The organism is Lelliottia sp. CFBP8978 (genome assembly GCF_034046055.2).
In the GTDB taxonomy this organism is placed as follows: domain Bacteria; phylum Pseudomonadota; class Gammaproteobacteria; order Enterobacterales; family Enterobacteriaceae; genus Enterobacter.
The window spans coordinates 1,772,086-1,794,326 of sequence record NZ_CM188253.1 but is presented as its reverse complement, the minus strand read 5'-3'; the positions used below and the strand labels follow the sequence as shown (position 1 = coordinate 1,794,326).

General features: G+C 53.5%; 23 protein-coding genes. 14 read left to right on the top strand and 9 right to left on the bottom strand.

Going from position 1 to position 22,241, the window contains the following annotated elements:
* Nucleotides 1-27: 27 nt before the first annotated feature.
* Nucleotides 28-912, top strand: coding sequence for a D-hexose-6-phosphate mutarotase (locus tag SOM82_RS08360; protein WP_154125126.1), 885 nt, complete (start codon nucleotides 28-30; stop codon nucleotides 910-912).
* A gap of 42 nt (nucleotides 913-954) precedes the next feature.
* Here SOM82_RS08360 and SOM82_RS08355 read toward each other — a convergent pair whose 3' ends face one another.
* The gene (locus SOM82_RS08355) at nucleotides 955-1,809 is read right to left on the bottom strand and encodes an aldo/keto reductase (protein ID WP_320459259.1); all 855 of its coding nucleotides are present in this window, start codon (nucleotides 1,807-1,809) and stop codon (nucleotides 955-957) included.
* A 90-nt stretch (nucleotides 1,810-1,899) separates the two neighbouring features.
* Nucleotides 1,900-2,646, bottom strand: a complete 747-nt coding sequence (locus tag SOM82_RS08350; protein ID WP_320459258.1) for a MipA/OmpV family protein — start codon at nucleotides 2,644-2,646, stop codon at nucleotides 1,900-1,902.
* Between the two features lie 433 nt (nucleotides 2,647-3,079).
* On the opposite strand from SOM82_RS08350, the gene yeaG reads away from it, so the two are divergent.
* The 3 genes from yeaG to SOM82_RS08335 all read left to right on the top strand — a co-directional run bounded on the left by yeaG (nucleotide 3,080) and on the right by SOM82_RS08335 (nucleotide 7,013).
* Nucleotides 3,080-5,014, top strand: a complete 1,935-nt coding sequence (yeaG, locus tag SOM82_RS08345; protein ID WP_154125124.1) for a protein kinase YeaG — start codon at nucleotides 3,080-3,082, stop codon at nucleotides 5,012-5,014.
* A gap of 71 nt (nucleotides 5,015-5,085) precedes the next feature.
* Entirely contained in the window at nucleotides 5,086-6,366 is a 1,281-nt protein-coding gene (locus SOM82_RS08340) for a YeaH/YhbH family protein (RefSeq protein ID WP_154125123.1), read from the top strand.
* 146 nt (nucleotides 6,367-6,512) lie between these two features.
* A complete protein-coding gene (locus SOM82_RS08335; RefSeq protein ID WP_320459257.1) occupies nucleotides 6,513-7,013 on the top strand; it encodes a YbaK/prolyl-tRNA synthetase associated domain-containing protein in 501 nt (166 codons plus the stop codon).
* A 21-nt stretch (nucleotides 7,014-7,034) separates the two neighbouring features.
* Here SOM82_RS08335 and yoaI read toward each other — a convergent pair whose 3' ends face one another.
* On the bottom strand, nucleotides 7,035-7,139 hold the full coding sequence (gene yoaI, locus SOM82_RS08330) for a small membrane protein YoaI (RefSeq protein WP_320459256.1): 105 nt from the start codon (nucleotides 7,137-7,139) through the stop codon (nucleotides 7,035-7,037).
* 291 nt (nucleotides 7,140-7,430) lie between these two features.
* Between yoaI and SOM82_RS08325 the strand changes: the two genes are divergently transcribed.
* From SOM82_RS08325 to SOM82_RS08315, 3 genes are all read left to right on the top strand, one after another.
* Entirely contained in the window at nucleotides 7,431-8,765 is a 1,335-nt protein-coding gene (locus tag SOM82_RS08325) for a glycoside-pentoside-hexuronide (GPH):cation symporter (protein WP_154125121.1), read from the top strand.
* 15 nt (nucleotides 8,766-8,780) lie between these two features.
* On the top strand, nucleotides 8,781-10,817 hold the full coding sequence (locus SOM82_RS08320) for a glycoside hydrolase family 31 protein (protein ID WP_320459255.1): 2,037 nt from the start codon (nucleotides 8,781-8,783) through the stop codon (nucleotides 10,815-10,817).
* Nucleotides 10,818-10,923: 106 nt separating this feature from the next.
* Nucleotides 10,924-11,370: a DUF441 domain-containing protein gene (locus SOM82_RS08315; RefSeq protein ID WP_014169633.1), complete on the top strand. Its 447-nt coding sequence runs from the start codon at nucleotides 10,924-10,926 to the stop codon at nucleotides 11,368-11,370.
* On the opposite strand, the gene SOM82_RS08310 is transcribed toward SOM82_RS08315, so the two are convergent.
* Entirely contained in the window at nucleotides 11,354-12,145 is a 792-nt protein-coding gene (locus SOM82_RS08310; RefSeq protein ID WP_320459254.1) for an AraC family transcriptional regulator, read from the bottom strand. The two genes, SOM82_RS08315 and SOM82_RS08310, sit on opposite strands and share 17 nt — an antisense overlap.
* Nucleotides 12,146-12,244: 99 nt before the next feature.
* Here SOM82_RS08310 and SOM82_RS08305 point away from each other — a divergent pair, with 99 nt between their 5' ends.
* Nucleotides 12,245-13,432 carry a CynX/NimT family MFS transporter gene (locus SOM82_RS08305; protein ID WP_320459253.1) on the top strand — a complete coding sequence of 396 codons (1,188 nt, stop codon included), beginning with the start codon at nucleotides 12,245-12,247 and terminating at the stop codon, nucleotides 13,430-13,432.
* 30 nt (nucleotides 13,433-13,462) lie between these two features.
* Here the strand turns inward: SOM82_RS08305 and SOM82_RS08300 are convergent, their stop codons facing one another.
* A complete protein-coding gene (locus tag SOM82_RS08300; RefSeq protein ID WP_154125117.1) occupies nucleotides 13,463-14,170 on the bottom strand; it encodes a CTP synthase C-terminal region-related (seleno)protein in 708 nt (235 codons plus the stop codon).
* A 156-nt stretch (nucleotides 14,171-14,326) separates the two neighbouring features.
* Between SOM82_RS08300 and SOM82_RS08295 the strand changes: the two genes are divergently transcribed.
* Together SOM82_RS08295 and SOM82_RS08290 are read left to right on the top strand one after the other, a co-directional pair.
* Entirely contained in the window at nucleotides 14,327-14,818 is a 492-nt protein-coding gene (locus tag SOM82_RS08295; RefSeq protein WP_154125116.1) for a 2-thiouracil desulfurase family protein, read from the top strand.
* On the top strand, nucleotides 14,815-15,168 hold the full coding sequence (locus SOM82_RS08290; protein WP_320459252.1) for a DUF488 domain-containing protein: 354 nt from the start codon (nucleotides 14,815-14,817) through the stop codon (nucleotides 15,166-15,168). Before SOM82_RS08295 ends, SOM82_RS08290 begins: the two co-directional genes overlap by 4 nt.
* Here the strand turns inward: SOM82_RS08290 and SOM82_RS08285 are convergent.
* Together SOM82_RS08285 and SOM82_RS08280 are read right to left on the bottom strand one after the other, a co-directional pair.
* On the bottom strand, nucleotides 15,154-15,459 hold the full coding sequence (locus tag SOM82_RS08285) for a hypothetical protein (protein ID WP_320459251.1): 306 nt from the start codon (nucleotides 15,457-15,459) through the stop codon (nucleotides 15,154-15,156). The two genes, SOM82_RS08290 and SOM82_RS08285, sit on opposite strands and share 15 nt — an antisense overlap.
* A gap of 78 nt (nucleotides 15,460-15,537) precedes the next feature.
* On the bottom strand, nucleotides 15,538-15,786 hold the full coding sequence (locus SOM82_RS08280) for a putative hemolysin (RefSeq protein ID WP_320459250.1): 249 nt from the start codon (nucleotides 15,784-15,786) through the stop codon (nucleotides 15,538-15,540).
* A gap of 296 nt (nucleotides 15,787-16,082) precedes the next feature.
* Between SOM82_RS08280 and SOM82_RS08275 the strand changes: the two genes are divergently transcribed.
* Together SOM82_RS08275 and SOM82_RS08270 are read left to right on the top strand one after the other, a co-directional pair.
* A complete protein-coding gene (locus SOM82_RS08275) occupies nucleotides 16,083-17,111 on the top strand; it encodes a sensor domain-containing diguanylate cyclase (protein WP_320459599.1) in 1,029 nt (342 codons plus the stop codon).
* A 42-nt stretch (nucleotides 17,112-17,153) separates the two neighbouring features.
* Nucleotides 17,154-17,252: a YoaK family small membrane protein gene (locus SOM82_RS08270; protein WP_041689378.1), complete on the top strand. Its 99-nt coding sequence runs from the start codon at nucleotides 17,154-17,156 to the stop codon at nucleotides 17,250-17,252.
* 128 nt (nucleotides 17,253-17,380) lie between these two features.
* Here the strand turns inward: SOM82_RS08270 and SOM82_RS08265 are convergent, their stop codons facing one another.
* Nucleotides 17,381-17,629: a GlsB/YeaQ/YmgE family stress response membrane protein gene (locus tag SOM82_RS08265; protein WP_154125112.1), complete on the bottom strand. Its 249-nt coding sequence runs from the start codon at nucleotides 17,627-17,629 to the stop codon at nucleotides 17,381-17,383.
* A 512-nt stretch (nucleotides 17,630-18,141) separates the two neighbouring features.
* Here SOM82_RS08265 and SOM82_RS08260 point away from each other — a divergent pair.
* Nucleotides 18,142-19,710, top strand: a complete 1,569-nt coding sequence (locus tag SOM82_RS08260) for a methyl-accepting chemotaxis protein (protein WP_320459249.1) — start codon at nucleotides 18,142-18,144, stop codon at nucleotides 19,708-19,710.
* A 502-nt stretch (nucleotides 19,711-20,212) separates the two neighbouring features.
* Here SOM82_RS08260 and icd read toward each other — a convergent pair.
* Nucleotides 20,213-21,463 (bottom strand): NADP-dependent isocitrate dehydrogenase, encoded by a 1,251-nt coding sequence (gene icd, locus SOM82_RS08255; protein ID WP_154125110.1) that lies wholly within the window; start codon nucleotides 21,461-21,463, stop codon nucleotides 20,213-20,215.
* Between the two features lie 117 nt (nucleotides 21,464-21,580).
* Here icd and rluE point away from each other — a divergent pair, with 117 nt between their 5' ends.
* Nucleotides 21,581-22,234 (top strand): 23S rRNA pseudouridine(2457) synthase RluE, encoded by a 654-nt coding sequence (rluE, locus tag SOM82_RS08250; protein WP_154125109.1) that lies wholly within the window; start codon nucleotides 21,581-21,583, stop codon nucleotides 22,232-22,234.
* Nucleotides 22,235-22,241 lie beyond the last annotated feature (7 nt).

Sequence of the window (22,241 nt, the reverse complement as noted above, 5' to 3'; positions counted from 1 at the left end):
AGTGTATTACTCACGAAGGATTGCGTAATGATTGATAAAATTTTTGCACTTCCGGTAGTCGAACAACTTACCCCTGTACTCTCCCGCCGCCAGATTGACGAAGCCGACATTATTGTCGTCGATCATCCGCGTGTTAAAGCCTCGGTTGCACTCAACGGCGCACACCTGCTCTCCTGGAAACCAGAAGGCGAAGAGGAAGGTTTGTGGCTGAGCGCCGCCACATCATTCAAAAAAGGTGCGGCGATTCGTGGTGGTGTTCCGATCTGCTGGCCGTGGTTTGGCCCGGCTGCGCAGCAGGGCTTGCCTGCCCACGGCTTTGCCCGTAACCAACAGTGGACGCTGAAAACCCATCAGGAAGATGATAACGGCGTAAAACTGACTTTTGAGCTGCAAAGCAATGATGAAACCCGCCAGCTCTGGCCGCACGACTTCACGCTGTATGCCCACTTTACACTGGGTAAAACCTGCGATATCGAGCTGGAAGCCCACGGCGAGTTCGAAACCTACTCCGCGCTCCACACCTATTTCAACGTTGGCGATATTGCCGAGGTCAACGTCAGTGGGCTGGGTGAGCGCTTTATCGACAAAGTGGATAACGCCAAAGAAGGCAAACTGAGCGATGGCGTGCAGACCTTCCCGGATCGTACCGATCGCGTTTATCTGAATCCGGAAAACAGCAGTGTTATCCATGACGCAGCGCTTCAGCGTGACATTGAAGTGGGCCATCACCATCACAGCAACGTGGTGGGCTGGAACCCGGGTCCGGCGCTCTCCGTGAGCATGGCGGACGTGCCGGATGACGGCTACAAGACGTTTGTTTGCGTCGAGACCGCTTGCGTGACCGCTGCGCAGAAAACGACCGCGAACACGCCATCCCGTCTGGGACAAACCATCAGGATCGTTAAACGCTGATGCCATCCCCACCCTCTCCTTCGCAGGAGAGGGTGCAAAATCTTACACCACATCCAGCCGTGTTTTACCGCCCGGCGCCGGGAAAGCAGAATCCAGCGCGGCTAAGGCTTCGCCGCTCAGCGTTATCTCCAGTGCGTCCGCATTTTCTTTTACATGTTCGACTGAAGACGCTTTCGGGATCGCGATGACGCCCTGATGGCTTATCACCCACGCGAGCAGGATTTGCGCCGCGCTGGCGCGATGCTGACGCGCAATCTCATTCACTACTGGGTGATTCATCAAGCCAGAACGTAACCGTCCGGCCTGCGCCAGCGGACAGTACGCCATAACCGGGATCCGTTGTTTCTGACACCACGGCAGCAGATCGTATTCAATACCGCGTGAGGCCAGATGATAGAGCACCTGATTGGTGGCACAGGCGGAACCCCCATCGACTCCCCATAACGCCTGCATATCCTCATGATCCAGATTCGAGACGCCCCAGCGGCCAATTTTGCCCTGCTGCTGTAACTTTTCCATCAGAGCGACTGTCTCTTCGAGAGGGATGTTCCCACGCCAGTGCAAGAGGTAAAGATCGATATGATCGGTTCCCAGGCGACGCAGACTGGCGTCACAGGCCGCAATACCCTTTTCCCCACCGGCATTCCACGGATAGACTTTGGACACCAGAAAAACTTTTTCGCGCAGCCCTTTTATCGCTTCGCCAACCACCTCTTCTGCGCCGCCTTCCGCGTACATCTCAGCGGTATCAATCAGCGTAAGGCCACGTTCGATGCCCGCTCGCAGTGCAGCCACTTCGGTTTGCCGCTGACCGGCGTTCTCTCCCATGTACCAGGTTCCCTGCCCAATCGCAGGCACGGTGATATGTTCAGCAAAGGTTACGGTTTTTTCGCTCATTCGTCTCTCCTGTTGAGTCGCACCACACTAAAGCAAACGGGGCGCAAGCGCCCCGTTGCGATGCACAGAATGCACTATGAAAGTGCACAATCAGAAACTGTACGTTACACCTGTGGAGAAGAGACCGGCCCAGGACTTATCGACCATAGGACTGTCTTTCACTTCATCGCTCAGGCGCGAGTAGCGGGTGGTGGCATACACGTTCCAGTCGCTGGCAAACTTGTAGCTTGCTGTCAGCTCCAGGTACGGGCTCCAGTCGTCATCAGCATCATAGCTGTTCAGACCGCTTCGCTTTGACTCTTTATGGGACACGCCATAATAGTAGTCGTTGTAGTTTTCACTGCTGTACTCCACCCCGATACCCGGCGTCAGCGTCAGGCCACCGTTGGTATAACGATAAAGCCAGGCCAGATCCCAGATAAAGCCGTTGCTGTTATCGAGGGTATCTCCGGCAAGCGTAGTGCGCAGGAAACCATACTGGGTGTTGTGAACGTAGGAAAGACCCGCCATCAGGGTACTTTTACGTTTGTCGAGTTGACGCAGCGCGCGGCTGTCGCTGTCGCCTGGTTTGAAGTGCATCGGCGAGTAATACGCCATGACAGAGAGTTTATCCGCCTCGTCATTCCACAGATAGTAACCGCCACCCAGACCGCGGAACCAGAAATTATCCCCTTCATAGGTGATAACCGGAACCGGATAGACGTCACGGTCATACTGTTTATACGGGCTGTTAAGCACGCCGACGCCCGCGCCAACGGACCACTGGTCGGCAGCCTGTGCCGTGCTAACAGACGTGGCGACAAGTACGCCCAATGCCAGAAGTTTGAGTTTGGTCACAATCCATTCTTTCCTGTAGTCAAATAATCAGCGTCTGAAGTGTAACCGCCATTCCGTAACATCCCAAAATTTTTTGCCTGCTATTGAGTTTAATTAACCGATTATTTTCATCATTTAAGATGACTGAACGCTTTCATTTATGTGACGACCGCGTGAAAGCCGGGCTTTTATCCGGATTCGACCCACGGTTTTTTTGGATGAGTTATTGATATGTCATTGAAATTACATTTTGGTGGCATGCAAGTTTTGCAAATGCCATCTACGCTTAATTTTAAGAAGATGAATTCCTGCAAACCCTGCGATTTCGAGCCTAAAACCTGGCACACGGGTTGCTGCTCTGGTAGTGAGGTGTGACGGTTTCTCTTCCAGGAGCCTCCATTATTCATACGAACGGCTCTTTTCCTGTGCTAAAAAAACGAAAGGACGGCATGCCATGAATATATTCGATCACTATCGCCAGCGCTATGAAGCTGCCAAGGACGAAGAGTTCACACTGCAGGAGTTTCTTACCATCTGTCGGCAAGATCGCAGTGCCTATGCCAATGCGGCAGAACGGCTATTAATGGCTATTGGTGAGCCTAACATGGTCGATACTGCCCTCGAACCACGGCTCTCCCGTCTCTTTTCGAATCGTGTGGTTGCACGATACCCTGCTTTTGAAGAATTTTACGGCATGGAAGATGCCATCGAGCAGATTGTCTCTTACCTGAAACATGCTGCTCAGGGCCTGGAAGAGAAGAAACAGATCCTCTACTTACTGGGACCGGTGGGCGGCGGTAAATCTTCTTTAGCCGAGCGTTTAAAAGCGCTGATGCAGCGCGTGCCGATCTACGTTCTCAGCGCCAACGGTGAACGCAGTCCGGTTAACGATCATCCGCTGTGCCTGTTTAATCCGCAGGAAGATGCGCAAATTCTGGATAAAGAATTTGGTATCCCGCATCGCTATCTCGGCACCATTATGTCGCCGTGGGCGGCAAAACGTCTGCACGAATTTGGCGGCGACATCACTAAATTCCGCGTGGTGAAAGTCTGGCCTTCCATTCTGGAACAGATTGCGATTGCCAAAACGGAGCCAGGTGATGAAAACAACCAGGACATTTCAGCCCTGGTCGGGAAAGTCGATATCCGTAAACTGGAACATCACGCGCAAAACGATCCCGATGCTTACGGTTACTCCGGCGCACTGTGCCGGGCAAACCAGGGTGTGATGGAGTTCGTTGAGATGTTTAAAGCGCCTATTAAGGTGCTGCATCCGCTGCTGACCGCCACTCAGGAGGGGAACTATAACGGGACGGAAGGTATCTCCGCCCTGCCGTTCAACGGGATTATACTGGCCCACTCAAACGAATCCGAATGGGTGACGTTCCGTAACAACAAGAATAACGAAGCGTTCCTTGACCGTGTTTACATCGTCAAAGTGCCTTACTGCCTGCGGATCTCCGAAGAGATCAAGATTTACGAAAAACTGCTTAACCACAGTGAGCTGGTGCATGCGCCTTGCGCCCCTGGCACTCTGGAAACGCTGTCGCGCTTCTCAATTCTGTCGCGTCTGAAAGAGCCAGAAAACTCCAGCATCTACTCGAAAATGCGCGTCTATGACGGTGAAAGCCTGAAAGATACCGATCCGAAAGCGAAGTCGTACCAGGAGTATCGCGATTACGCCGGTGTCGACGAGGGGATGAACGGCTTGTCCACGCGTTTCGCGTTTAAAATCCTCTCCCGCGTGTTCAACTTCGATCACGCCGAAGTGGCGGCCAACCCGGTGCATCTGTTCTACGTGCTGGAGCAGCAGATCGAACGCGAGCAGTTCCCGCAAGAGCAGGCGGAACGCTATCTTGAGTTCCTCAAAGGCTACCTGATCCCGAAATATGCCGAGTTCATTGGCAAAGAGATCCAGACCGCCTATCTGGAATCCTATTCCGAATACGGGCAGAACATTTTCGACCGTTATGTCACGTATGCGGACTTCTGGATCCAGGATCAGGAGTATCGCGACCCGGATACCGGCCAGTTGTTTGACCGTGAATCCCTGAACGCCGAACTCGAAAAAATTGAGAAGCCTGCCGGGATCAGTAATCCGAAAGACTTCCGTAACGAGATCGTTAACTTCGTACTGCGCGCCAGAGCGCATAACAGTGGACGTAATCCTAACTGGACCAGTTACGAAAAACTGCGCACGGTTATTGAGAAAAAAATGTTCTCCAATACCGAAGAGCTGTTACCGGTCATTTCGTTCAATGCCAAAACCTCAACCGATGAGCAGAAAAAGCACGATGATTTTGTCGATCGCATGATGGAGAAAGGCTATACCCGCAAACAGGTTCGTCTGCTGTGCGAATGGTATTTGCGCGTGCGTAAATCGTCATAAAACAAACGGCCCGGTAGCCTGTCGCTACCGGGCTTACAGAGTCTGCGAATAGTTGGCAGTACGGGGGGCATATGACCTGGTTTATTGACCGGCGTCTTAACGGCAAAAACAAGAGCACGGTGAATCGCCAGCGCTTCTTGCGTCGTTATAAAGCGCAAATTAAACAGTCGATCTCCGAGGCCATCAACAAACGTTCGGTGACCGATGTTGATAGCGGTGAGTCCGTCTCCATTCCGACGGATGATATTAGCGAACCGATGTTCCATCAGGGTCGTGGTGGCTTACGCCATCGCGTACACCCGGGTAATGACCATTTCGTCCAGAACGATCGCATTGAACGCCCACAGGGCGGTGGCGGGGGTTCCGGTAGTGGTCAGGGACAAGCGAGTCAGGACGGCGAAGGCCAGGATGAGTTCGTCTTCCAGATATCCAAAGATGAATATCTCGATCTGTTGTTTGAAGATTTGGCGCTGCCGAATCTGAAAAAGAATCAGCACCGTCAGTTAAATGAGTACAAAACCCACCGCGCCGGATATACCGCCAATGGTGTTCCGGCGAACATCAGCGTGGTGCGGTCGTTGCAAAACTCCCTTGCCCGTCGCACAGCGATGACGGCGGGTAAACGCCGCGAACTGCGCGAGCTGGAAGTCAGCCTGAAAACGGTGGAAAACAGCGAGCCCGCGCAGCTGCTGGAGGAGGAGCGCCTGCGCAAAGAGATTGCGGAACTACGGGCGAAGATCGAACGCGTACCGTTTATTGACACCTTTGACCTGCGTTATAAGAACTACGAGAAACGCCCGGAGCCTTCCAGCCAGGCGGTCATGTTCTGTCTGATGGATGTCTCCGGCTCAATGGATCAGGCCACCAAAGATATGGCGAAGCGTTTTTATATTCTGCTCTATTTGTTCCTGAGCCGAACCTATAAGAACGTGGATGTGGTTTATATCCGCCACCACACGCAGGCAAAAGAAGTCGACGAGCATGAGTTCTTTTACTCGCAGGAAACGGGGGGAACTATCGTCTCCAGCGCCCTCAAGCTGATGGATGAAGTGGTGAAAGAGCGCTATGACCCGGCACAGTGGAACATCTACGCTGCGCAGGCCTCCGATGGTGATAACTGGGCGGACGATTCTCCGCTCTGTCACGAACTGCTGGCGAAGAAAATTTTGCCGGTGGTGCGTTACTACAGCTACATCGAAATCACCCGCCGCGCACATCAAACGCTGTGGCGTGAATACGAACACCTGCAGGCGATGTTCGATAACTTTGCCATGCAGCATATCCGCGATCAGGATGATATCTATCCGGTCTTCAGGGAGCTTTTCCATACCCAATCGACCAGCAACGCCTGACCCAACAGCCAGCTTCTCCGCTGGCTGTTTTTCTTTCTCCAGTCGCCAGAATCCCCTCTTCGCTGTACCTCTAAGCACGCCGCCACCCGGAATGAAGATGTGATAATGTAGAGCCTGCGTTTCAACAGATTACAGGGAAATATGCTATGTCAGAGGCAGTAAAAGGCAGCGCCACCCACCAGCAGCTCATTGCATTATTAACGCAACAGGGGGCGCGCTATCGTGTCATGGAGCATGAGGCTGTGGGCAAATGCGAAGCGGTCAGTGAGATCCGGGGAACCGAACTCGGTCAGGGTGCGAAAGCGCTGGTGTGCAAAGTGAAGGGAAATGGAGTGAAAAAACACGTCCTGGCCATTCTCGCCGCCGATCAGCAGGCCGATTTGGGCCAACTGGCCAGCCATTTTGGTGGCAGTAAAGCCTCCCTGGCAAGCCCTGCCGAGGTGGACACATTAACCGCCTGCGTGTTTGGTGCAATCCCTCCGTTTAGCTTTCATCCCGATCTGACGCTGGTCGCCGATCCGCTCCTGTTTGAGCGTTTTGATGAGATTGCCTTTAACGCCGGATTGCTGGAGAAATCGGTCATTATGAGCACCGCTGATTACCTGCGCATCGCCCGACCGGAGCTGGTGGCGTTTCGCCGCTCGTGAACATCACGGTTGGCAGCGATGTCAGCCGTGTTTTTCCAGCAATAGCACCGATATCACCAGAATCATCGCCACAGTCAAAAACGAAGACGAGATAATCAGTGTTTCAACAAACATATGATCGTTCATGTTGATTCCCCCTTTTACTGCGTTTCCTCTTTTTTACCCCCTGCTGATGACAGATTCATGACATTTTCACGGCATCTCCGTGAATAAACACATCGCTGAAACGATTCTTGTCAAAAAATAAACCGACATGAATAAACACAACCTGCATCACAATAAATTGTTACCGGTATCACGAAAAAGAGTTTCCATAAGTCCGATGCCAGATCTCGTAATTGTTAATACCCACCTGCTGATTAAATATGCTTATCAGAACATCCTCAAAATAAACCTTACACTGGCAAGGTGAATATCATGACCGATAAGATTACCCGTAAAGAAAAAATCAGTTATGGGTTAGGTGATATGGCCAGCCATATTGGGCTGGATAACGTCATTATCTTTCTGACCTTTTATTATACCGATGTCGTGGGTTTACCCGCGGCCTTTGTTGGCACCATGTTTCTGCTGGCAAGAACCGCGGACGCTATTATCGATCCGGCAATGGGCTATCTTGCCGACCGCACGCGGACTCGCTGGGGCAAATTCCGCCCGTGGATGCTGTGGCTTGCCCTGCCATTCGGCGCCAGCTGTCTGCTGACTTACGCCGTACCGGAGTCACTGGATCTGCACGGCAAAATGATCTTCGCCACAATCAGCTATACCGTCATGATGCTGATGTATACCGCGATTAATATTCCCTATTGTTCAATGGGCGCGGTCATTACACCGGATAACGAAGCGCGTATTTCCCTGCAATCGTATCGCTTTTTCCTCGCTACGCTTGGCGGTGCATTATCGACATTCTTTATGATGCCGTTGGCAGAATTTTTAGGCGGTGACGATAAATTGCTGGGCTATCGCTGGGCGATGGCAATAATGGCGACTATCGCCGTTATTATGTTCTGGATCTGTTTCGCCAATACCCGTGAGCGAATTAACGCTCCCGCAACGCATAATAATTACCTGGCGGAATTACGTGATTTATTACGCAACGATCAGTGGCGCGTCGTAGCCGTTCTGGTATTAACCAACATTGGCTTTGGGGTTATTCGCCTCGGCGCCATGATGTATTTCGTCACTTATTATCTGGGGAGCGCCAGCTATTTTATGTGGATGCTCGGCGCTCATATTCTGGGTAAAGCCGCGGGCAGCGCACTGGCAAAACGCCTGACGCGCAACTACAGCAAAGTACAAATGTTTGGCTATTGCGCGGTGCTCGCTGGGGTACTGAGTATCGCCCTGTTCTTTGCGCCAAAACTCGTTGTGGTGCTGGTGCCGCTCACCTTCATTATCTCCACCCTCTATCAGTCCACCACCACGTTAATGTGGGTGATGATGGCGGACGTCGCCGATTACGGCGAATGGAAACAGGGTAAACGCATGGACGGCGTGATTTTCTCCACCTTCCTCGCGGTACTTAAATTAGGGATGGCGATCAGCGGTGCGATTGTCGGCTGGACGCTGGGCTTCAGCGGCTATGTCGCTAACGCCCCGGAGCAAACCTCCACCGCCATGTACTGCATCATCGCCCTCTTCACCGTGGTGCCGGGCATTCTGTCACTGTGCGCCTTTGCCACCCTGCGCTGGTACAAACTCGACGACAGCACCATGAAATCCATCAATCTGGCCAAACACAGTCTTTCGTAAAAGGACGCATTAACCATGAGTGAACTTATTCAACATCCCGCCAGCATCGAGTGGCGTTTTGAACGCCAGATCCTGCGCATCGAACCCTGGGGCAAAAACAGTCTCCGCGTCAGAGCGACGTGTCTGCCGGAATTCAGCGATGATTTGCAGGCACTGCTGCCAGCGGCTTCCTGCACCCCGGAGATCGCCGCGCAGGCAGAGAGCCTGACGCTGCGTAATGGCAACATCACGGCCACCCTCAATCTCAAAGGCCAGCTGGCCTTTTACAACCAGCGCGGCGAGCTGCTGCTGGAGGAGATGTGGCGCCAGCGCTCAACGGTCGGTATTGGAGCCAGCGAAAAGAGTCAGGATAAATACGTGAGCGCCCTGAAGCTTGACGGACGTGAATTCAAACCGCTGGCGGGAGGCAAATATCAGCTCACCGTGCGATTTGAATCGCGCCCGGACGAGCGGATCTACGGGATGGGCCAGTACCAACAGCCGTGGCTGGATCTCAAAGGCTGCACGCTCGAACTGGCGCAGCGTAACTCTCAGGCCAGCGTGCCCTTTATGCAGTCGAGTCTGGGCTATGGCGTACTGTGGAATAACCCCGCCATCGGGGAAGTGAGCTTTGCCAAAAATCAGACCGAATGGCGCGCCCGCGTGACGGGCGAGATGGACTACTGGATCACCGCGGCCGACAGCATTCCAGAGATCACCCGCCAGTATGTGAATGCCACCGGCACGCCACCGCGCGCACCGGCGTTTATCAGCGGATTGTGGCAGTGCAAATTGCGCTATCGCACCCAGCAGGAGGTGCTGGACGTGGCGCGTGAGTATCGCCGTCGTCATCTTCCCCTCTCGGTGATGGTGATTGATTTTTTCCACTGGCCAAATCAGGGCACCTGGTGTTTCGACCCGGTTGACTGGCCCGATCCGCGGGCCATGGTCGAAGAGCTGAAGTCACTGGGAATCGAACTGATGGTCTCCGTCTGGCCGACGGTCGAAGCCCGTAGCCCGCTTTTCCCACAGATGAAGGCCAAAGGCTGGCTGGTGAGCAGCGAGCGCGGCGTCCAGGTGAATCTCGATTTTATGGGCAACACGACCTTCTTTGACGCCACCCATCCGCAGGCGCGTGAGTTTGTCTGGGAGACGGTGAAGAAAAACTACTATGATCTGGGGATCAAACTGTTCTGGCTGGATGAAGCAGAGCCAGAGTATCGCGCCTATGACTTTGATAACTATCGCTATCATGCAGGTCCGGTGCTGGAAGTGGGCAACCGCTATCCGCGCGATTTTGCGCAAGGCTTTTACGATGGCCTGCAGGCCAATGGCGAGAGCGATATCGTCAATCTGGTGCGCTGCTCCTGGGCCGGAAGCCAGCGCTACGGTGTGCTGGCGTGGTCCGGGGATGTGCATTCGTCCTTCCACGCGTTCCGCAATCAGCTGGCTGCCGGTCTGAATATGGGGCTGGCAGGGATCCCGTGGTGGACAACCGACATCGGTGGTTTCCAGGGCGGCAACGTGAACGATCCCGCCTTCCACGAATTACTGATCCGCTGGTTCCAGTGGGCGGTGTTCTGCCCGGTGCTGCGTATGCATGGCTATCGTGAGCCGCAAATTCAGCCGCCGGAACGCTATCGTGATGGGATCCCACAGTGTAACAGCGGCTCGCCTAACGAACTGTGGAGCTACGGCGAGACGAACTTTGCCATCATGCAGCACTGGCTGACGGTGCGCGAAAAATTGCGCCCTTATATTGATGAGCTGTATGAGCATGCCCATCAGCACGGCGATCCGCTGATGCGCCCGCTGTTCTGGCACTACCCTCAGGAGAAACAGAGCTGGGAAATCGAGGATCAGTATCTGTTCGGAGATGACCTGCTGATTGCACCGGTGATGCATGCCGGACAGCGCGAGCGTGAAGTGTGGTTGCCCGCAGGCGATAACTGGGTCGCACTCAACGGTGAGCGCTATCGCGGCGGCGAGCGCATCACGGTTGAGGCCGCGCTGGAAAGTATTCCGGTCTTTATCCGCGACGGCAGTGCGTTGGTTGAGGTGTTAGTGAGCTAGCCTCGGGCAGCTGCCCAAAAATGGGAGATTTGTCGATAAAAGCCTGTTTACACACGCCTTTACGGGTAAAGTAAGCAGGCTTACTTTTTCTGGCAAGGATACCCTCATGTTTGACCCTACCCTGCTCATTCTGCTCGCGCTGGCTGCGCTGGGCTTTGTCAGCCACAACACCACGGTGGCGATCTCGATTCTGGTGCTCATCATCGTGCGCGTGACGCCGCTTAACACCTTCTTTCCGTGGATAGAAAAACAGGGCCTGACGATCGGGATTATTATTCTGACCATCGGTGTGATGGCCCCTATCGCCAGCGGTACGTTGCCCGCATCCACGCTGCTTCACTCTTTTGTCAACTGGAAATCGCTAATTGCCATTGCCGTTGGGGTGTTTGTTTCATGGCTCGGCGGACGCGGTGTGACGCTGATGAGTTCCCAGCCGTCGCTGGTCGCGGGACTGTTGGTCGGCACCGTGCTGGGCGTAGCCCTGTTCCGCGGCGTGCCGGTCGGCCCTTTGATTGCCGCCGGACTGGTATCACTCTTTATCGGGAAGTCGTAGACAGGCTCGCCACATAGCGCGCGGGCGTTTGACCCAGCCCCTTTTTGAACATAGTGATAAACGCCGTCGTGGAGTCATATCCCAGCGCCTGCGCCGCCTGTTGTACCGACTTGCCGCCAATCATCAGCTGCAGGGCAACAATCAGCTGCAGCTGGTGACGCCAGCGACGAAAACTCAAGCCCGTCTCTTTCACCACCAGCCGCGCCAGATTGCGCTCGCTCATCGCAAAATGGCTGGCCCACTGGGCCAGCGTCTGCCATTCGGCGGGTTCGGTCGCCATTGTCTCGCTCATCATCCTTATTTTGGGATGTGAAGAGACGGGTAACTGCAGCTGTTCCTGCGGCTGTTGCGGCACTTCATCAAACAGCACATCCACCAGCCTTGACGTGGCGGCAAGCTGAAGCTGCGCGGGCGTTTTAGTCGCCAGCGTCAGGATCAACTCTCGCACCAGCGGAGAGATTTTTAGCGTACAGCAGCGATCGGGCATCAGCACCGCACCCGGCTCAATAAACAGAAAGCAGAGCTGCGCCCCGGGCGTCGCTTTATTGCTGTGCGGGATTTGTCCGGGGATCCACACCGCATAGTGCGGCGGTACCATCCACATCGCATTTTCCACTTCACAGGTGATCGCTCCACGCAGCGCGAGGATCAATTGCCCTTTGCGATGCTGATGCGACGGAATATGTTGCTCGTCCTCCACCACCCGAACGCGAAACGCCACTGCCGCATCATGCTGGCTATCCGGATCGTAGCCGTCGAGTCCCAGACCAATCATAAAGTTGTCCGATATTAGCGATAAACTGTCATTTTAGCTTGATTCAAACACCGCTGAAAACGGGTATTGTGTGCCCTCGTTAAGATGTAAGAGAAAATAATGACCACTGCCACCTCCTCCTCCGGCAAAGATCGCCTGCTGCTAATCGCCGGTATTCTGATGATTGCCACTACGCTGCGCGTCACCTTCACGGGCGCGGCCCCGCTGTTGGATACCATTCGCCACGACTACGGGCTGACGACCGCGCAAACCGGTCTGTTGACCACGCTGCCCCTGCTGGCATTCGCCCTGATTTCACCGCTGGCCGCCGGGGTCGCCCGTCGCATCGGCATGGAGCGCAGTCTGTTTATTGCCCTGCTGCTGATCTGCGCCGGCATTGGCATTCGTTCGCTGCCCTCGTCCACGCTGTTGTTCGCGGGTACTGCGGTGATCGGCTGCGGAATTGCGCTCGGTAACGTGCTTTTACCGGGGCTTATCAAACGCGATTTTCCCGGCCAGGTGGCAAAGCTGACCGGCGCCTATTCCCTGACGATGGGTGCGGCGGCGGCGCTCGGCTCGGCCATGGTGGTACCTCTGGCGCTCAGCGGCGCGGGCTGGCATGGCTCACTGCTGATGCTGATGGTCTTTCCGCTTCTGGCCCTGCTGCTGTGGCTGCCACAGTGGCGACAGAAACAGACTGGCTCATTAAGCGGCGCGCAGGCACTGCACAACCGCGGGATCTTGCGCTCGCCGCTGGCCTGGCAGGTGACGTTATTCTTAGGGATTAACTCGCTGATTTACTATGTGGTTATCGGCTGGCTTCCGGCCATTTTACTCAGCCACGGTTACAGTGAAACGCAGGCCGGTTCAATGCATGGCCTGCTACAGCTGGCGACAGCGGCCCCGGGCCTTGCCGTACCGCTGCTTTTACACCGGCTTAAAGATCAGCGCGGTATCGCCGGATGCGTGGCTCTGATGTGTGCCGTCAGTGCAGCAGGATTCTGGTTTGTTCCGGATCAGGCGGTGCTGTGGACGCTCATTTTCGGATTCGGCTCCGGCGCGACGATGATCCTGGGGCTAACCTTTATCGGTCTGCGCGCCAGCTCCGCACACCAGGCCGCGGCCCTTTCCGGTATGGCGCAGTCGGTGGGGTATCTTCTGGCTGCCTGTGGGCCGCCGCTGATGGGCAAAATTCACGATACGACCGGAGACTGGCGGATCCCGCTTTTCGCCTGCGCTCTGGCGGCAGTGGTAATGGCGGTTTGCGGAGTGCTGGCCGGGCGCGACCGTGAGATCACGCCCAACTGAACACGACGGCAGGCCGAGAGGTCTGCCGGTTTATCCGCGTGCGACGCGAAGCAGCGCCTGCACTAACGGAACCGGACGTCCGGCCAGCGCGCCGCGTTCATGCTGGAACAGGGTTCCGACAAAGAAAGGATGGGTGACCAGTTCCACCGCGCGGATTTCACCCTGTTCATCCCAGCCCGTTACGCGCAGGTCGCCGCTTTCCAGTTCTTGCGCGAATGCAGGCGAAACACCATAGTTGCAGTGATAGCCTTCCTCGATCTCTTCTCTGCCATAAGCCTTGGCAATCAGCGTGTTGGCGCGAAGCTCAATCGTGTCGGTTGTTTCGACCAGCGAGCAGGTCAATGGCGCGATCACCATTCGGCCCTCGGTATCCGTTTCCGCATGTGCCGCATCGCTCCAGCCCAGTACGTTACGCGCATACTCAATTAACGCATGCTGGAATCCACCGCAGGTTCCCAGAAAAGGAATACTGTTTTCCCGTGCAAAACGCGTTGCGATAAAGGCGCCTTCCACATTTTTATAAGGACTTGCCGGAACCAGCCAAATCGCATCGTAGCCCACCAGATCTTCAGGGCTGGTCAGTTCAGGAGTGGCGATCCAGTCGTAATCTGCCGTCAATTCCAGCACGGCAGCGGCATCGTCAATGGCTAACGGGATAGCCTGGTGAGCAATAACGTCAGGGTTGTAGTCGCCAACAAGCGCAATGCGGAGCGTTTCTTTTACCGGGGAGAGTTCCATGAGAGGTTCCATATGCCAGAGAATTATCAGATAACATAAGGAACCTCAGCCTACCGATCTTTTGCAAGTATCACAATCCCTTAAATTAGAGGGGCAAGGATCCGTTACTATAGTGTGTTAGCGTATTTTCCCTTTCATCCGGACCGGTTAAACATCATGAAAACGAAAATTCTGGTCAGCGCCTGTCTGATGGGCCACAAGGTTCGTTACAACGGCAGCGAAAAAACGCCTGTTTCTGACATCTTAACGCGCTGGCAGCAGGAAGAGCGGCTGGTGATCCACTGTCCGGAGCTGGCGGCAGGGCTGGCCATCCCTCGTTTACCCGCGGAGATTGTGGGTGACGGTGGTCAAGCGGTGATGGCGGAGCGCGCCCGTATTCTGGAAAGCGACGGCACTGACGTGACAGCGCATTATCAGCTCGCGGCATGGCTGGCGTTACGCACCGCACAAGAGACGAATTGCAGTGCCGCCCTACTGACCGACGGCAGCCCGACCTGCGGGAGCGCGTTCATCTACGATGGCAGCTTTAGCGGACACAAAAAAACGGGTATGGGCGTTGCCGCCGCGTTATTACGCGAGCATGGCATTCAGGTATTTTCTGATAACCAGATCGCGGAGCTTATCGCCTGGATTGAGGAGAGAGAATGATTCGCTGTAAACGCCTCTATGACGCGGCAAGTCCCGAGGACGGCTATCGGATACTGGTAGACAGACTCTGGCCACGCGGGGTGAAGAAAACCGATTTGGCATATGACGAATGGTGCAAAACACTGACGCCCTCAAACGCCTTACGCAAAGCCTTCCACAGCGAAACGATCGATTTCGCCGCCTTTAGCGAAGCGTATCGCGAGGAGCTTGAACCGCATCAGGATGAAGGCAAACGTATCGCCGCACTCGGCAAACAACAGACGGTGACGCTGCTCTACGGCGCGAAAAACAACCATCAGAATCACGCGATGGTGCTGGCCGACTGGCTACGCCAGCTAGCTGAAGGTTAACTCATCGACTGCAAGCGGTGTTTCGTCAGGGGTCAAAGGCATCAGATGTTCCGGGCGAACAAACACGAAACCTGGCTGGTTGTCGAATGCGTGGACATCTCCTGTCACCAGCCACAGCGCGCGGTCCGCGCCAGCTGGCAGTTCCGTCATCACGCCATTGACCGGATTCAAAAAACGCAGACCGGGCTGGCAAAGTGCAAAAAGCTCAACAGACTTGCCGATATTGCGACGCCCGGCAGGGGTGCGGGCGTCAATGATCATGGCCAGGCTGCCCGGTTTTAGCTGAAACATACTTCTCTCGCGGTGTAATAAGCCATCACGGCTAAGATAATTCCTAAAGAGAAGTGTATCGCACTCTTTCCCCGGCTGTCACCTGGCGGGTGTAGGGTGATCCCGACGGTAGAGATCCCACTCATCAATGACTTCACCACCCGGCAGCTTACACTCTGTGCGCACGCCCTGGGGGCTTTGTACCGGAACCCTTTCCCCACCCTTTTTCACGCAGTAAACCGCCGCGGGATTTGCCATACCAATCTGTGGCGGTTTTGGCGCATCCGGTGGGGTTGATGTTGAACAGGCAGTTAGTGGCAGAGCCATCGCCAGCAGCAGATATCGCATGATCTTACCCTTTTGAATTTTCGACGGTTAAGAGTACCGGGTCATGTCCGTTTTCTCCATGATTTCTCCATTAAACCTGCACTTTTCAGACCTATAGTGAACCTGTTCTCACTGACCAGAGAATAAAGATCTCTTTCCCCGGGCTCGCTCCGGGGCTTTTTCCCCCTACCAGCGTTGGCAGGTGTCTCAACAATATATAAAATTTTATACATTCATGTTCTACTATGCTCCACAGCCGAAAATTTCAGCACAACATGCAGATACTGGCGTCTTCTGCATGGGAGTCTACCCACGTCATGTCGGATATTATTCTTGCCCGTGTTTCAGAAACCCTCGCGACCGAACAATCCCTTGAAAGCCTGGTGCGTCAGCTACTGGAGATGCTTGAGATTGTCACCGATATGGAATCGACCTATCTGACGAAAGTCGATATCAATGCCCGTTTGCAGCATATCCTGTATGCCCGTAACAGCAAACAGATGCAGATCCCCGAAGGGCTGAGCGTGCCCTGGGGCGATACCCTGTGTAAACGCGCCATCGACAGCAGCTGTTTTTTCAGTAGCGAGGTCGCAGAACTGTGGGCCGATTGTGATGCGGCAAAAGCACTGGGGATTACCACTTACATGAGTATTCCCATTCATCTGGCTGATGGTTCGCTGTACGGAACACTCTGCGCCACCAGCACCAGTAAAAAGACACTGAGCGAGCGCGGCGAGCAAGTGCTGCAACTCTTTGCCGGGCTGATTGCGCAGTACATCCAGAAAGAGTCGCTGCTTAACCAGCTTCGTGAAGCAAATTCCGCACTGATTGCGCACTCCTATACCGATGCCCTGACCGGTTTACCGAATCGTCGCGCCATTTTTGAAAATCTCACGACCCTCTTCTCGCTGGCTCGCCATCTCAAGCGCCATGCCCTTATCGCCTTTATCGATCTGGATGATTTCAAGCTGATTAACGATCGCTTTGGTCATGAGACCGGCGATCAATTTTTAGTGGAAGTGGGCAAACGGCTGACCGATGCGCACACCGAGGACGATATTGTTGGCCGACTGGGTGGCGATGAATTTTTGGTGGCTTGCCTGTGTAAAGAGGATAGCGCGGGGGACAACACGCAGGTGACGGTCCTCAAAAAACAGATTAGCGCCTCTATCGCCGGGGAGTACTGGCTTGGCAACGTTCATCTTGTCTATCCTGGCGCCAGCTTAGGCGTGGTGGCGGTCGATCCCGCCACTACCGATGCCGACAGTGCCTTACGTGCCGCCGACACCGCAATGTATCAGGATAAAAAACGTAAAAGCAAAACACGCTTTCTCACGATGGATTAACCCCGTAAACTCTGCAGGTAAGGTAACGCATAAGGTGATGTTATGAGGATCGGTATTGTATTCCCGGTCGTTATTTTTATAACGGCAGTGGTTTTTTTAACATGGTTTTTCGTTGGCGGTTACGCCGCTCCGGGGGCATAAGTGCGCAAAACGACCATCATTATGTTAATTGTGGCGATTGTCGCCGTGGCAGGCGTCCAGCTTGGCTGGTGGTGATCCCTGCACACTAAAAAGGCTGCCACTGGCAGCCTTTTTGGATGCTTTCGTTCTTAGCTTTTGATTTTTCTGTAGATAAACAGAACGACCAGCGCACCAATGACCGCAACGGCAAAACTGCCGAAGTTAAAGCCATCGACTTTACCAAAGCCGAACAGGGTGCTGATCCAGCCGCCGACCACAGCGCCCACGACACCCAGTATGACTGTAACGAAGAACCCACCGCCATCTTTGCCTGGCATGATCCACTTCGCCAGAATCCCCGCAATAAGCCCAAAGATAATCCAGGATAAAATTCCCATAGCTTTCCTCTCTGTATGGTTTTTTGTCATTAAATCAACGACACAGAAAAGCATAGCACAGGATTTCCAAAATGAAATTTGTGACAGGCATCACAAAGCCCGACTGTGTATTTTCCATACAGAAAAAAATAACGAGCCACACAAAAGATGGGGTTGCATCTTTTGTTGAGAAAGATTATCTTTCTCAACACTGAATAGTTGAGCAAAACACTCGGGTATTCAGTACGACATTGCTCACATTGCTTCCAGTATTTCTTGCCCACCTTCGAGTGGGCTTTTTTTTGCTCGTATTGTCAGAGTGGGACCGTCACGCTGCGCTCTCCCCCGTTCGCCTGCATACGCATCAGGATCATCAAGTTTAAATCTCGCGAAATAAGCCAATAAAAATATATCGCGTTATTTTTTCACTTTTGGTTCTTTTAAACGTTTTAGCGAATCAAGCCCCTCTTCCCCCTGCCGATAACCCTGTCAAGAATGATGTTATACAGACACAGGTTATTGAGGGCGTTATCTTGAAAAATATTAAAATTAGCATCGGACTACTGATCGTTCTGGCATCTTTTACTCTCATGCTTATTATCTCCAGCGGGCTTGGTCTGAATTTTCTTTATCGCAGTAATAGCGATATTCGGACCCTGAGCTATAACGCCGGGGAGCAAAAGGCACTGAACTCCGTCCGGGATGCCATAATAAATGCGCGTATTATTATTGACACAGCTACCCAGGCAAAAATTCACGGTGACGATATTGATGAGCCCGCTGTGCAGGAAAGCGTTCGTAAAGAGATGTCGATTGCGGATGAGCACTATCAGCAGTTTATGAAAATCCCCGGACTGTCCACTATCGAACCCGATGTAGGGGCAAGAATGAAAGAGCGATACGATCAGCAAATCGCCGTAATTAATCGTAATGCCAGCCAGGTGACCACCATCGACGATGTGCAGGAACTGAAGGCGGAGTATGAGAACAGTCACCCTTCAACGTTGCAGGCCCGTCAGGCGTGGGACAATGAGTATCAATCTTATATGGCCTCAACCCAGCGTAATCTTAATAAGGTGATTCAATTCAGCAATCAGTCCTATCATTTCGCGCTGATTGTGATGCTGAGTGTACTGATTCTGTCCGCCATTTTATTTTTGATCGTCAACATCTGGATGCGAAATATATTAGTCCGCCCACTCAAGAATGTGACTCAGCATTTTGAGTCCATCGGAAAAGGCGATCTCACGGGTGAAATTCATGTTGCGAACAATAATGAAATTGGCCAGCTGTTTGCTTCTCTCCAGATAATGCAAGCAGAATTGAATTCGACGGTGGTATCTATCCGTCAGGGTGTCGAATCTATCAATATTGGCACCCAGGAAATAGCCGCCGGGAATAGCGATCTTTCTCGCCGGACTGAAGAACAGGCAGCCGCAGTCGTGGAGACCGCCGCCAGCATGGAGCAAATCTCCTCAACGGTGAAAATGAACACCGATAACGCGCTACAGGCTTCGCAGATGGTGCAGAATGCGGCCGGTATTGCTACCGAAGGCGAGCAACAGATGCGGCATATGATGGAAAAAATGGATGCCATCAGCCAGAGTGCGCAAAAGATGTTCGAGATCATCAGCGTCATCGACAGCATTGCCTTCCAGACCAATATTCTGGCGCTGAATGCGGCAGTAGAAGCTGCGCGGGCGGGTCAGTCTGGCCGTGGATTCGCCGTCGTTGCAGAGGAAGTCAGAAATCTGGCTCGTCGCTGCACCGACTCAGCCAAAGAGATCACCACGCTGATTAACCAATCGACGCTTTATATCCAGGAAGGCGCCGAGCTGGCGACGAAAACCAGCCAGACCATTCTTGATATCAGCACTGCCGTGAGTAAGGTCAATGTGGTGATGGAGAATATTGCGATGGCCTCGGAAGAGCAAAGCCGTGGCGTGGAGCAAATCCGCGTGGCGATCACTCAAATGGACCATGTGACGCAGCAAAATGCGGCGCTGGTTGAAGAAGTTGCCACCACCGCATCCGGCGTGAACGACCAGGCCCATCTTCTGTCGCAGTCCGTATCCCTTTTCAAAGTCAAGCAGACGCTCTAATCGCTCAGGAATCATGGGGCCGATAAAATGAATTCGGGAGCCATTGGACTCCCGAATTTAACACGGTGCTGTCAGTATGGATGAAAACCGCCCGAGGGCGGCAAGCAGAAGGATTGACGTCAATGCTGGTGATTCTCGCCAGCACTGTGTCTAGGACCTATTCGTCCCGCTTCTATCAGGATTTCCTCTATCAACTCTTCCAGGCACTCCCGTCCGTGATGATCGCAGACCAGGTGTACCTGTCGGGAAATCTCATCAGTTTTCATCCCATCGCATAATGCCGATTTAAGCATTACCGATGCCCACCGTTTGGCTTCAGAATGAGTCAACATAACCCCTCCCGATATAGGTTACCTTTCTAAGCGTAGCTGTCTGGATATGAATCACCAGGATTTTACGCCAGCAAAGTGCAACACCTTTTTACAAAGCCAACCGCGAACCCATCGCGCCAAAAAAAACGGGAACCTGACGGCTCCCGTTCTGATATAACTCAATGAAGGAATTACATATTTGCGATAATCGCGTCGCCAAACTCTGAACATTTCAGCAGTTTAGCGCCTTCCATCAGACGTTCGAAATCGTAAGTCACGGTTTTGGCGTTAATCGCGCCTTCCATGCCCTTAACAATCAGGTCTGCGGCTTCGAACCATTCCATATGACGCAACATCATCTCAGCGGAGAGGATGATTGAACCCGGGTTCACTTTGTCCTGGCCTGCGTACTTCGGTGCAGTACCGTGGGTCGCTTCGAACAGCGCGCATTCGTCACCGATGTTTGCGCCAGGAGCGATACCGATACCCCCCACCTGTGCAGCCAGTGCGTCAGAGATATAGTCACCGTTCAGGTTCATACAGGCGATCACGTCGTATTCAGCCGGACGCAGCAGGATTTGCTGTAAGAACGCATCGGCGATCACATCTTTAATGATGATCTCTTTGCCGGTGTTCGGGTTCTTAATTTTCTGCCACGGACCGCCGTCAATCAGCTCGCCGCCGAACTCTTCAGTCGCCAACTGGTAGCCCCAGTCTTTGAATGCGCCTTCGGTGAACTTCATGATGTTGCCTTTGTGAACCAGCGTCACAGAGTCACGATCGTTGGTGATAGCGTATTCGATGGCTGCGCGCACCAGACGTTTAGTACCGTCTTCAGAGCATGGCTTGATACCGATGCCGCAATGTTCAGGGAAGCGAATTTTCTTCACGCCCATCTCTTCGCGCAGGAATTTAATCACTTTTTCTGCGTCTGCAGAGTCCGCTTTCCACTCAATGCCAGCGTAGATGTCTTCAGAGTTTTCACGGAAGATCACCATATCGGTCAGTTCAGGGTGTTTTACCGGGCTTGGTGTACCCTGGTAGTAACGCACCGGACGCAGACACACGTACAGATCGAGTTCCTGACGCAGAGCAACGTTCAGGGAACGAATACCGCCACCCACTGGTGTGGTCAGTGGGCCTTTAATGGCAACACGGTAGTCGCGAATCAGGTCCAGCGTTTCTGCCGGCAGCCAAACGTCCTGGCCGTAAACTTGGGTCGATTTTTCACCGGTGTAAATTTCCATCCAGGAAATTTTACGCTCGCCTTTGTAGGCTTTCTCAACAGCGGCATCAACCACTTTCAGCATTGCAGGAGTAACGTCTACACCGATTCCATCACCTTCGATGAACGGAATAACCGGATTGTGTGGAACGTTAATTTTGCCGTTTTGCAGGGTGATCTTTTTACCTTCCGCCGGAACAACTACTTTGCTTTCCATTAACCTCTCCTTCGAGCGCTTCTGGTTGTTACTGATCTTATGTTAATAATTTGTAATGAGCCTTTCGATAGTACCTGAATGTCTGCCGCCATGAAAGGCATTCGTTATTAGGCTATAATGCGGCAATTGACAGGGTCTGAAAATACCATGAAGAAAACTTCTTTTAGAAATCACCGGGTTGAGCGATTCAGCTCACGACAAGCCACCAGAAGAACGCAAGACAGCCAGCCAAAACGGGTCATTTTGTTCAATAAACCCTACGATGTTTTGCCGCAGTTCACCGACGAAGCGGGACGCAGCACCTTAAAAGATTTTATTCCTGTGCAAGGGGTTTACGCTGCGGGGCGTCTGGATCGTGACAGTGAAGGCCTGCTGGTCCTGACCAACGACGGGGCGCTCCAGGCAAGCCTCACCCAGCCGGGCAAGCGCACCGGAAAAATCTATTACGTCCAGGTCGAAGGTGAGCCAACGGAAGCGGCTCTTGCTGCGCTGCGCGATGGCGTGACGCTAAACGACGGCCCGACGCTGCCTGCGGGAGTCGAGCTCGTCGGCGAACCCGAATGGCTGTGGCCGCGCCAGCCGCCTATTCGTGAGCGAAAATCGATCCCCACGGCCTGGCTCAAAATAACCCTTTATGAGGGCCGTAACCGTCAGGTTCGTCGGATGACGGCCCACGTCGGCCTCCCGACGCTGCGACTGATCCGCTATGCCATGGGCAATTACACGCTGGACTCGCTGGCAAATGGTGCGTGGCGGGACGCTACAGAATAAGGAAAAT